The sequence below is a fragment of the Candidatus Zixiibacteriota bacterium genome (assembly GCA_040753495.1).
In the GTDB taxonomy this organism is placed as follows: domain Bacteria; phylum Zixibacteria; class MSB-5A5; order GN15; family PGXB01; genus DYGG01.
The window spans coordinates 1-11,502 of record JBFMEF010000152.1 but is presented as its reverse complement, the minus strand read 5'-3'; the positions used below and the strand labels follow the sequence as shown (position 1 = coordinate 11,502).

Annotated in this window: 11 protein-coding genes; all 11 read right to left on the bottom strand. The window is 51.6% G+C overall.

Annotated elements, in window-relative coordinates:
• The coding region (locus AB1690_10210) for an SCO family protein (GenBank protein ID MEW6015684.1) at positions 1 to 805 on the bottom strand (805 nt) is incomplete at its 3' end.
• The gene (locus AB1690_10205; GenBank protein ID MEW6015683.1) at positions 802 to 1,170 is read right to left on the bottom strand and encodes a hypothetical protein; all 369 of its coding nucleotides are present in this window, start codon (positions 1,168 to 1,170) and stop codon (positions 802 to 804) included. The genes AB1690_10210 and AB1690_10205, both read right to left, overlap by 4 nt.
• Positions 1,171 to 1,177: 7 nt before the next feature.
• A complete protein-coding gene (locus AB1690_10200) occupies positions 1,178 to 2,362 on the bottom strand; it encodes a hypothetical protein (GenBank protein MEW6015682.1) in 1,185 nt (394 codons plus the stop codon).
• 11 nt (positions 2,363 to 2,373) lie between these two features.
• A complete protein-coding gene (locus AB1690_10195; GenBank protein MEW6015681.1) occupies positions 2,374 to 2,988 on the bottom strand; it encodes a cytochrome c in 615 nt (204 codons plus the stop codon).
• A gap of 2 nt (positions 2,989 to 2,990) precedes the next feature.
• Entirely contained in the window at positions 2,991 to 3,539 is a 549-nt protein-coding gene (locus AB1690_10190) for a DUF3341 domain-containing protein (GenBank protein ID MEW6015680.1), read from the bottom strand.
• A complete protein-coding gene (gene nrfD / locus AB1690_10185; protein MEW6015679.1) occupies positions 3,520 to 4,935 on the bottom strand; it encodes an NrfD/PsrC family molybdoenzyme membrane anchor subunit in 1,416 nt (471 codons plus the stop codon). The genes AB1690_10190 and nrfD overlap by 20 nt, the downstream gene beginning before the upstream one ends.
• Positions 4,936 to 4,946: 11 nt before the next feature.
• Positions 4,947 to 7,928, bottom strand: a complete 2,982-nt coding sequence (locus AB1690_10180; GenBank protein ID MEW6015678.1) for a TAT-variant-translocated molybdopterin oxidoreductase — start codon at positions 7,926 to 7,928, stop codon at positions 4,947 to 4,949.
• A gap of 5 nt (positions 7,929 to 7,933) precedes the next feature.
• A complete protein-coding gene (locus AB1690_10175; GenBank protein ID MEW6015677.1) occupies positions 7,934 to 8,581 on the bottom strand; it encodes a cytochrome c3 family protein in 648 nt (215 codons plus the stop codon).
• Positions 8,582 to 8,771: 190 nt separating this feature from the next.
• On the bottom strand, positions 8,772 to 9,722 hold the full coding sequence (locus tag AB1690_10170) for a heme o synthase (GenBank protein ID MEW6015676.1): 951 nt from the start codon (positions 9,720 to 9,722) through the stop codon (positions 8,772 to 8,774).
• 249 nt (positions 9,723 to 9,971) lie between these two features.
• A complete protein-coding gene (locus tag AB1690_10165) occupies positions 9,972 to 10,730 on the bottom strand; it encodes a hypothetical protein (GenBank protein MEW6015675.1) in 759 nt (252 codons plus the stop codon).
• Between the two features lie 232 nt (positions 10,731 to 10,962).
• On the bottom strand, positions 10,963 to 11,502 hold a 540-nt coding region (locus AB1690_10160; protein MEW6015674.1), incomplete at its 5' end, for a DUF1579 family protein.

The following is an 11,502-nucleotide window of genomic DNA, read 5'->3' as shown; positions in this document are numbered from 1 at the left end:
AGAGAATCGCCAAAAATAGAAAAAGGAGGATAAGGCTGAGCAGTCCCCCCAATTTCATAATGTTAGAGGCAAAGACTACATACCCCTTGGCGTCCGGGTCATAATGATAACAGTAAAGGAGAATGCGGTCGATAGTATTCCCGATTTTGCCTTCTGATGCCTCCAGTATTGCCAGTTTCAAATCATTTGCTTTGAAAGTCAGCCCATAGAGATATCGGCTGATGACTCCGTCGGGAGAAAGAATGAAAGCCACGGCGGCATGGGCATATTCCTGGCGCGTTTCATCATAATAAAATTTAAACCCGAGCGCTTCCGCCAGAGAGCGGGTCTGTTCCTCCGGACCGACAAAGAAATGCCATCCCTCCGCGGCATTGTCCCGGCGAAAATATCCCAGATAATTTTTCTTCTTGGCGGCGGCAAGTTCGTATGTCTCTCGCGGATTTATGCTGATATTGAGAAGAAGATAATCTTTGCCCGGTTCCCAGGGGACAGTCCGAAGTCCATCACTCAAGCCATTTAGAACCATCTGGCAGAGCATGGGGCAGTTGTAATATCCCATTACCATAACCACCGGCTTGCCCTGTCCAAGATATTGGGCGAGAGTGACAGTGTCGCCACGGTCATTGACCAATCGGGTATCCAGTGGAATCTTCTCCCCGAGATGCTCGACGACATCTATATTCCGAAGTTCGGGAAGGGAGTCCTGAAGAACCTGAGCCTGAGCCGCCATCGCAAGGAGGAATCCAAACAGAAAGGGCGCCGATCTGCGGATTAGGATTTTATTTATGAACGCTGCGGTCATCATAAGCCTGTCTTTTCTCCGGACAGCCGGACTTTCTCCTGAAACGCCGAATCAGCCATCAAGTCAATAGCCCGCTCCACCGGAATCTGATAGACCCCTTTGGCAGCATCAAGTAACTTATATGAATGCAGGGCCTCCGCCTCGCGGGCGTGCAGCTCGCGAAGCGTCGACGACTCCGGCTTGAGCACGGACTCATAAATCTGTTCTTCAGTAAAGACCGTGAAATAATCTATCATCGCGACCACCAGAACGACCAAAAGCAATATCCCCATAACGCCGACAAAGATGACTTTGTTCGCGCTTACATCTCTTTTTTCATATCCCTCGTTGGGGGTTGTCATTTCTTTTTTATCCCTCTGCTCTGTCATGGTCGCCTCATTCGCTGGTAAATTCCATAGAAGCTTTTAGCTGGGGGTCCTTGACAGGTATCAGGGGATGGGCGGCTATTCTCTTGAGAAGCAACCAGACAAAGATTCCGCCAATTCCGAGGAAGGCGGTCAAGTCAAACCAGGATAGATCAAAGCCCTGTTTCTGCAGACCCGGCATAATCACCCAGTACAAATCAACCCAGTGCATGAAAAGCATCCAAGAAGCCATGATAGCCAGGAATGCAGGATTCCTCTTAGCCGAGCGGGTGATGAGAATGAAAAATGGAATGACAAAATGCCCCAGCACGAGAAGCAGACTGACTCCTTTCCAGGAACCGACCCAGCGATTGCGAAACCAGATTGTTTCTTCGGGGATATTGGCGTACCAGATAAGGAAATACTGGGAGAAAGCGATATACGCCCAGAAGACGGTAAAGGCAAAGAGCAGTTTCCCCAGGTCATGAAAGTGTTCGGCGGTGGTCATATTATGGAGTAAGCCCTGCCGCCGCATAAAGAAAACCAATATGACCAGAAATGAGATAATTGCCACCAGGCTTCCCGAAAAGATATAAACTCCAAAAATAGTCGAATACCAGTGGGCATCCAGCGACATAAGCCAGTCAAAGGACGCGAAGCTGAATGTAAAAGCATAAGCGATAATCCCGATGGCGCTGATTGCCCGCATCCTTTTGGTAATCGCCTCCTCCGGATTCAGATCTTGCTTTAAAGATGCCCTGGATAAGAGAACAGATAAGGCAATCCAGACACCGAAGAAAACAGCGGCGCGGATGACAAAGAAAGTAACATTCAAATAGGGAGCCTTTTTCTGCAAAATCAGGTCGGCTTCGACGGCATCATGATGAGTCCAGTGAAAGAGCTCATGCATACCCAGCAGGACCGGCAGAAAAAACAGTAGCAGGAGCGGAAGCTGCATCATGATGTTCTCAGCGACACGCCGCAAAGTAACGCTCCATCGCGCCGCCACCAGATGGTGCAGCATGACAAAAAAGAGCGAGCCCATGGCGACGCTGAACCAGAAAATAAAAGCGTTAAGGTAGGAGTGGAAAAACTGCGCCGGATTCAGGAAATATCCGATGGCGCTGACAGCCAGTCCGGCGATGCCGACAATCAGGGCGCGCGCTCCGATGTTTCCCGAATCTGTTATCCGATATGTTGCGTCGTCGTATTTCATTATTCTCCCACTCACCTAATCCCCTGCCGCAACTCGGCCGGGATATCCTCAAGCCTGGCGTTCTGGCTTTTCTGCAGGGCACGCATATATCCCACAATCGCCCAGCGGTCGGCGACCGGAACCTGATGTCCATAGGAGGGCATATTGCGGATTCCGTGCGAGATGACGTCAAAAATATGGCCGTCCGGCAACTGCCGCATGCGCTCGTCATGAAAAGTTGGAGGCGGCAGGTAGCCGCGCGTTATCATGATTCCTTTACCGTCGCCAAGACGGCTGTGACAGGGGCTGCAATAGATATCATATCGTTCCTGACCCCGTTTCAAAAGGGCGCGAGTAATGGAGACCGGCATATTCTTAACAAAATTGCCTTTATCATCCTTGCCGGTGAAATAGATGATGTCATCATTAAGATGCCCGCGCGCTACCGTTCCGGGGACCGGCAGACGCATAGCGCTGCCGTCAGAATAGAATCGGCTTTCCGCATAGAGCTTGTACTTGGGCTGATTTGTCATCCCCCGGTCAATAGCGAGGGGGGAATTTTCCGAAGGTCTCCCCCGTCCGCAACCGGCGACAAGAGCCGCCAAGAGTGCCAGCAGCAGCAGTAGCTTTCTGTCGTGGACGTTCATAATCAATCCTTCAGCACCTCAAGATTGCGACCGCCAATCGATTCCAGAAATCTTTGCAGTTTTTCTCCCTCGTCGGCATTTGCGGCGACCGCGCTTATGAAGAAGCTGTCATCAGTGACTCTTTTGAAGCGTTCCGAGTGGAATAACGGATGATGAAACTGTGGCAGGCGATTCAATCCCAGCATACCAAACAGCGACGCCCCGGCTGCCATTAGAACTCCCAGCGCAAAAGTCACCGGCAAATATGCCTGAAAACTGAAAAAAGGCTTTCCGGAAATGACCAGAGGGTACGCGATGGTGCTGGCGTACCACTGCAGCGCCACCCCGCCGAGCGCCCCAAAAGTAGCGCAGAGCCCGGCAATCCAACCCAGCGGCGACCGTTTCAGTCCCATAGCGGCATCCATTCCATGAATGGGGAAGGGAGAATGGCAATCGAAATTGTATTGGCCGGTATCCCGCATCTTCTCCGCCGCCTGATACAGACTGGCGGCGCTTCCAAACTCCGCCAGGATATATATTTCTCTGTTATCTTTATCTTGCATGATTCTCATTCTTTATCTGCTCTTCCGAAGCGTGATGCGGGTCGGCCTGCGGCAGAACTCCTTTGACTTCGGCCATGGAAATTATCGGGACAAACCGAACAAACAACAGGAAGAGTGTCAGGAAAAGTCCAAAGGAGCCGACAAAAGTGGCGATATCCCAGAAAGTCGGTCGGTAATAATCCCAATTGGCGGGGAGAAAATCTCGCGAGAGCGAGGTCACCACAATCACAAACCGCTCAAACCACATTCCTACGTTAATAAGAATTGAAATGACGAAGAGAGCGCTGATGCTGTTTCGGATTTTCTTGAACCAGAATAACTGCGGCACCAGAACATTGCAGGTTATCATCGTCCAGTACGCCCAGGCGTAAGGACCGAAGGCTCTGTTGAGAAAAGTGAAGATTTCATACTCATTGCCGCTGTACCAGGCGATGAAAAACTCCATCATATAGGCGTAGCCGACCATCATGCCGGTCACCAGCATTATTTTGCTCATCTTGTCGAGATGATTGACGGTAATAAAATGCTCCAGCCCAAAAATTTTCCGCGCCAGAATGCCCAGCGTCATTACCATGGCAAATCCGGAGAAGATAGCGCCGGCGACAAAGTAGGGTGGAAAGATGGTGGTGTGCCATCCCGGTACGAGACTGACAGCGAAATCGGTGCTCACTACGCTATGGACGGAGAGAACCAGCGGAGTGGAGATTCCGGCAAGAATTAAGTAAGCCAGTTCATAATGTTTCCATTGACGGTTGCCGCCGCGCCAACCCAGCGCCAGAATTCCCATGATTATTTTTCTCCATTTAGTTTTGGCACGGTCGCGCAGGGTGGCAAAGTCGGGAATCAGCCCGGTGTACCAGAAAAGGAGCGAGGCGGTAAAATAAGTGCTGACGGCAAAAACATCCCACAAGAGCGGGCTGCGGAAATTAGGCCACATGCCCATCTGATTTGGCACGGGAAACATCCAGTACGCCACCCAGAGGCGACCGACATGTATTCCCGGGAATATCAAGGCGCAGGTAATGGCAAAGAGAGTCATGGCTTCGGCAAAGCGATTGATGGAGGTTCTCCAGCGCTGACGCATCAAAAACAGAATTGCCGAAATCAAGGTGCCGGCATGTCCTATCCCGACCCAGAAGACAAAATTGATGATGGCAAATCCCCAGCCGACCGGAATATTGACCCCCCAGATTCCGATACCTTCCCAGACCAGATAACCAATAGAGCCGAAAAAGACCAGCGCCAGAAGCGATGAAATCGTTATTGCCAGATACCAGTATGGCGAGACTTTGGCTTCCACAATGCCGCTAATCTTTTCCGTGACGGAGTGGAAAGACTGATTGCCGGTTATCAACTGCGTCCCGGGATTTTCAAGCGCTTTGGTATCTTTCGCGGTTGTACTCATCACTTCACCGATTAAGAACTGGTCGGTTTATAATGCTCCAGCTCCGGATGCGGGTTGCGCACCTTTGCCAGATAGGTATTGCGCGGCTGGGTATTCAGTTCCGCCAGCAACGCATAGTTGCGGTTTTGCTGCTTTATCTGCGAAACGCGACTGTTCGGGTCATTAATATTTCCAAACACGATAGCATCGGCCGGACATCCCTGCTGGCAGGCAGTGACGACTTCCCCGTCGCGAATAGTCCGGCTCTCTTTTTTAGCGGCAATCCGGGCGCGGCTGATTCTCTGGATGCAGAAGGTGCATTTTTCCATCACGCCGCGGGAACGCACTGTGACATCGGGGTTCTGCGCCATTTTCAGAGTCTCCGCCATACTGCCGGTGTAATTGAAGAAATTAAATCGCCGCACCTTATAGGGACAATTATTGGAGCAGTAACGGGTGCCGATGCAGCGATTGTAAGTCATGACGTTAAGGCCTTCGCGGTCATGCGATGTCGCCGCCACCGGGCAGACCTGTTCGCACGGCGCATTTTCGCAGTGCTGGCAGGTGACCGGCTGATGCACCACTTCGGGATTATCGGTTTCGCCGGTGAAGTACCGGTCATTGCGTATCCAGTGCATCTCCCGGCCGCGGCGCACCTGCTCCTTCCCGACAATCGGTATGTTATTTTCGCTCTGGCAGGCGATGGTGCAGGCATTGCATCCGGTGCAGACATTAAGATCGATGGTCATTCCCCACTGATACCCTTCATCATACTTATGCTCGGTGTAAATCGACACCAGTGGCGGATGCTCCACCATTTTCTCGGCGAAATCGGGCTCGCGGCGGTATTCTTCCAGGGTCGCTTCGCGCACGATAGGCCGTCCTTCCATACTCTGGTGGTCCTGCGTGGTCGCCAGAAGGTATCTTCGCCCTGTCTTCTGAATGGCCGCCCCGATTCCGAAATCGGGCGATGATGAAGGACGAATCCGGTAAGAATTAAATCCGACTCCATTGCCAACCTGACCGGCTTTTTCGCGTCCGTATCCAAGCGAAAGATTTACGGTATTATCCGCCTGTCCCGGCATTGTCCAGACCGGCATCTCTATCTGACGTCCCCGGTAATTTATCTGCGCCATGTCGCCGCTGGTGACTCCGAGAGCGTCGGCCATCTTTGGACTCAAGAGAGCGGCATTATCCCAGCATAACTTGGTCATCGAATCAGGCAGTTCCTGAAGCCACCCGTTGTTGGCAAAGCGCCCGTCAAACAAAGAGGGAGAGACGGTGAAAACAATTTCCAGATTGTCGGCGGCGGCTGAGCTTCCCAACGGCAGGTTTTTTTTCAAAGATTCCGCCACCGCGGCAAAATCAATCCGGGGAATCACCACGGGAAATGCCGAGCCCTCCTTGAGACCATCATGCAAAATCTTCCGCCATTCTTTTTCATACTCCATTCCTTTCAAAATATCCTGCCAGTAATACCGCACGATATCGTACCCCCGGCGGTCCCGCCCGGTGACAAGAAGACTCATCACCTCCAGCGAGGAATGGCTATCGTAAAGAGGTTCAATCATCGGTTGAATAATGCCCAATGTGCCATCAAGCGAGCGCACATCCCCCCAGGACTCGAGGAAATGACTCTGGGGCAGATGCCACGCAGTCAATTGCGAGGTTTCATCAAAATATGGACTGAGATGAATGGAATGCTCAACTTTGCCGAGCGCCGCTTTTAAATCGACATCCGCGCCGGAATTGTAAGCCGGATTGCCGCCGAGGATTATAACGCAGGAGACAGAACCGGATTCCATTTTTTGAGCAAGCGCGGCGAATGCGGCAGCATCAGAATAAATTAAACTGTCGTGACGGGCATAATCGACCGTATTTCCCGTGGCGCCGAGGGCATGGTTAATCGCCGCCACCAGAGCATGTATTGCCGGCGGTTGCCGCCGTCCGGCGACAAGAAGCGCCTTCTGCGCTGCGGTCAGAAGGTCTCTTGCCAGCACATTAAGCCATTTTTTATCAATGTCAGCGGCAGCAGAATCTGGCAGGTCGGCAAGGCTGAGCGACAGACCGAGCGACTGCAGCTCCTGAGCCAGAGCGACGGTGAAGTGAATCACCTTGCTGCTGGGGAGACGAAGCCGATGATCAGCCATGGCGCCGGTCAGCGAATAGACTCCCTCGACAACGTAGAGGCGATTCATCGAGTCCTTTTCCGACTTAAGCCGCCGGCTCTGCGAAAATTTCCTGGTGGCCGCTATATTCTCGCTCTCCGTCAGCAGAAAATCGGCATCAAGCGAGAGAATTACTTTCGCCCGGTCATAATTATAAAGAGGCTGCAGGGTTTGCCCGGTCGCCAGTTTAACGCCGTTATATATGTTTTCGTCGCTCACCGCTTCGTAAGCGACAAAATCTGCTTCAGGGAAATTCTTAAGGAATTCTTCATACAACTTATAAAATGTGGGCGATGAAGTCGACTCGGCGATTATCGCCAATCCTTTCCCCTTATTCTGCAGATAGCGCGGATACAGTTCATGCCAGAAAGCGACAAATTCCGCCCATTCTTTTTCCACACCCCGGTAAAGCGGCTTGCGGGAGCGGTCAGGGTCGTAAAGTCCCAGCAGAGATGCTTGCACGATGGCGCTGGAGGCTCCCATGGTACTGGGGTGGAGCTGATTCCCTTCAATCTTGGTCGGCCTCCCTTCATGCGTTTCCACCACCAAACCGTACCCACCAACACCAAACGGCATAGAAGTGGCATAATATGAAGGCTGTCCCGGCACCAGTTCCTCCGGCGGCGCAACATAGGGGACAATCTTATCGACCGGTCGTCGGCATCCGGTCAGCCCGGCCAGCGCCAGCGAGGCGCCCATAATCGATATAAAATTACGGCGGGAGATTGAATTGTCCAATTCCCAGGCATGTTCGGGGAACTCCCGGTGAAGAAATGAGCGAAACTCAGGAGTGTCCGCTATCTGCTCCAGACTGCGCCAGTATTCTTTTCCCTGTTTCTTATCCATATCTTCTATCTGTGACACCCCGAGCAATCGATGGTCGGATTGATTCCTTTTTCCGCCCGTACGCGGCGCGCCAGTTCGGGCTGTTCCACAGGCGGGGTCCAGTTCATATTAGTCAGTTCTTCGCGCGGACGGAGATGCCGGTCGGGATTGCGATGACAGTCAAGACACCACGACATGCTAAGCGGCTCTTTCTGCATGACCACGTCCATCTGCGCCACGTTGCCGTGACAACTGGCGCAACCGACTCCGGCATTGAGATGAACGCTATGGTCGAAATAGACAAAATCGGGGAGATTGTGCACGCGCACCCACTGAATAGGGAGCCGTTTACTCCAGCTTTCCCGCACCGGCAGCAACTTTTCGCTTTCCGGCAATATCAGTTTATGGCAGTTCATACAGGTCTGAGTCGGGGGAATGCCGGCCGCCGCCGAGGTCTCTACTTGCGAATGGCAATAACGACAGTCGAGCCCCAGGTCGCCGGCATGCAGCTTATGGCTGTACGGCACCGGTTGTTTGGGTCGATAGCCGACATCGGAGTACTTGGGGGAACCATAGAACCAGAATATGCCCGCGACCGCCGTCAGAATCACGACCGCTCCGGCAATAAAATAAACCGGAAGTTGATTGGTCCATTTTGGAAAAATCTGAGCCAACTAAGCAATCCTGTTTCTTTTCCTGGGGGCGCTGGCTGATGATGATTGCCAACTTGCCCGGTCATTTAGCAATCCCGAAAGTTACGGCGGCGAAAATAAAACAAAAACCGTTCTCTGTCAACAATTATCGCAATCTTCCTCGCTGCTATTTCCCGTCAAAATAGATGTTTTTAATACACATTAACTTATTTCAGATATATTTATCCGCAATCAGCGCCACAAAGAGCGCAAAAAGATGTATTAACGAAAATTTGAACAGGCTCCAGTATTCCTTGTGGCGCCGACTTCGCCTTGCCTGTAATCCGCGATAGATAAAGACAGAATTCACCGCAACGGCAACTCCCAGGTAGGGCAGCCCGGCGCCATAGAAGAGAGGCAGTAAACTTGCCGCGGCCAGAAGCAGGCTGTATATCAGAATCTGCCGCACCGTTTCGCGGTCGCCCGCTTTCAGCGGAAGCATCGGCAGTCCCGCGGCGCGATAATCATCTTTAAAACAGAGCGCCAGCGCCCAGAAATGGGGCGGTGTCCAGAGAAATATTATCAAAAATAGAATCCAGGGGTACACCGCCAAGGAGCCTGTGGCGGCAGTCCAGGCGCCGACCGGAGCCATCGCTCCGGCAATACCGCCAATCACGATATTCTGCGCCGTGTGCGGCTTAAGCCAGAGAGTATAAAAGAGTGAATAGAATAAAATTGTCGCGAGCGAGAGCACGGCGGTCAGCCAGTTGAAACAGAGCCCGAGAATAACAACACCGCCGGCGCCGATGGCAACCGTAAAGAACAATGCTTCAGCGGCGGAGAGTCTTCCCGTCGGAAGGGGACGCCGATGACGGGTGCGCCTCATCTTGCCGTCAATTTCCCGCTCGAAATATTGATTCAAGGCGTTGGCGGAGCCGCCGGTTAGATAAAGCCCTATCATGAAGAGGAAAAATTGCAGCGGCTTTTTCATCATACTTCCCTCGATTACCAGCGCCCCGGCGCCGGTAATGAGAACCAGGAGCATGATGGAAGGTTTGGTGAGCTGGAACAGATTCTTAATTATTGCCAGTAGACTGCGTCGGGAGACAGCGACAGCACCGTCGGCAATACTGCCGGCGGTCAATTCGATATGCCCGGATGAAGAAGTTTTCAAATAACTCATTTCAATATATCTGTCGTTTACTCTGCAAAATTACGCAGGGGCTTTGTCTTTATTTGCCGTTTTGGCGAAAAACAGCCTGCGACAACCGCTTGTTCCAATGAAAACGTCTAACAGAAAACAATATAGGATGATTTAGAAACTAATGGAAAGAAAATATGGGAATAAAAAGTAAGGGCGGAATTTAATCCGCCCTCAACTTATTTACTAAAGACTCTCGCAGTCGAAAACTCAAAGAAAACTTCGACCGACTCATTCGAAGGCGCCATCCAATGCGCGGAATGACTCATGCATCACAGTCAACTTGTCGGCAATCTGGTCATCTTTTCCTTCTTTGCAGACCAGGTCGAGCTCATCAACAGATTTTTTCAGTTCCGCCCTCGTCTCGATAATTATGGCTTCCCGCTCTTTGAACTGCTCCGGTATCGGGGCGTTCATTAGAGTGTCCATTTTAGCCTGCAGAAGCGGGAGGGAAGCCTTGATGGCGGCGAAGTCGGATTTGGGGAGCGCCTGATGCCAAAGGGGGTATAAAACCAGATGGAATTTATCGATTTCACGCATGCGCGGCGCCAGAACGCGCGCCATCTGCTCGAATGCCGTATGCATCTCTTCAACCGCCACCGCCAGATGGTCGTTGTTATCTCCCATAGCGACGGTGTCCAGATGCGCCACGGCCTTGGCCAACGCTAAACGCCGCGCCGTAAACTCATCTTTTACATGCATATAATATTCCGGTACCTCGCTCGCCAACAGGAGCTCCATGCTTTTCTTGAACTCCGGAACCTTCTCGCGAACCGCCTTATAATCGCCGTCAGGAAGCAGCGAATGCCAAACCGGCGCCATTACATCGTGAAATTCTCTTATGCCCACCACTCGGGGACGCTCCATACTGGTCACCTGAGCGCAACCGGCTTCTTCCCCTTTTGCCTGTTCTTCCGCCACTATGACGACCGGCAGGAGCATAAGAATTGCCCCGGCAATGACTGCTGTCAAAATCAGCTTACACTTCATCAAAACCTCCATATAAATTAATCAGGAAAAAATGGAATGCCTAAGAAATCAGTATCGGTATCGCCGTAAATACTGCCGTAAATTTGTTATTCATACGCACCGAGAGAAAATATCACCAATTCTCCCAAATGGCAAGCGATTTATCTTATCTGGAGAGACAAAAAAAGGCTGTCATCCCACAATCTTTCGGCATGACAGCCCATGAAAAGAATGGACTGCTTAAGTATGGACCTTATTTTTTCTTGGTATAGACCGCCGTGGCGTTGGTCACAAAAGTTTTACCGCCATCCATGGACATCTCCATTTTCCACTCGAAACGGGTCGGAGTCTCGTTGAAAGAGGAGATTCTGGTCAAAAATTCCATTCCCTGATAGCGGTCAATCCCGCTCACAGAGAGAACGCCGTCCTTCTTTTCCCCTTCATAAAATGAAATACAGGCGCCGATATTGTCGCTCCAGGTCATTTGCCACTTATTCGTTTCGCGATTGAAACATTGAAGTCCAAACCCCTTAAACATCATTCCCATCATTTCCCCCTCGTAAGTCATCTGCAATGCCGAACCGTCAAGTATGCTTTCATAACGGCAGGTGCTTTTGGTCGGGGTGAACTCCGTAGCCGTATCGGACATTTTCATTCTCATATCAACATCCCATTCACCTACAAGATAGGCTACTTCTTTCATTTGCGGCGGAGGACCGGGCATACCAAAAGGCGCGCTTCCCTCAGCCCGCTCTTGCGCCATGGCACCGCTCCCCAAGACGCCGAATGCGAG

What these genes read in the sequence shown, in the direction of transcription:
- AB1690_10205 (MEW6015683.1), bottom strand. Translation starts at nt 1,170, where the DNA reads ATGACAGAGCAGAGGGATAAAAAAGAAATGACAACCCCCAACGAGGGA.
- AB1690_10200 (MEW6015682.1), bottom strand. Translation starts at nt 2,362, where the DNA reads ATGAAATACGACGACGCAACATATCGGATAACAGATTCGGGAAACATC.
- AB1690_10195 (MEW6015681.1), bottom strand. Translation starts at nt 2,988, where the DNA reads ATGAACGTCCACGACAGAAAGCTACTGCTGCTGCTGGCACTCTTGGCG.
- nrfD (MEW6015679.1), bottom strand. Translation starts at nt 4,935, where the DNA reads ATGAGTACAACCGCGAAAGATACCAAAGCGCTTGAAAATCCCGGGACG.
- AB1690_10170 (MEW6015676.1), bottom strand. Translation starts at nt 9,722, where the DNA reads ATGAGTTATTTGAAAACTTCTTCATCCGGGCATATCGAATTGACCGCC.
- AB1690_10180 (MEW6015678.1), bottom strand. Translation starts at nt 7,928, where the DNA reads ATGGATAAGAAACAGGGAAAAGAATACTGGCGCAGTCTGGAGCAGATA.
- AB1690_10190 (MEW6015680.1), bottom strand. Translation starts at nt 3,539, where the DNA reads ATGAGAATCATGCAAGATAAAGATAACAGAGAAATATATATCCTGGCG.
- AB1690_10165 (MEW6015675.1), bottom strand. Translation starts at nt 10,730, where the DNA reads ATGAAGTGTAAGCTGATTTTGACAGCAGTCATTGCCGGGGCAATTCTT.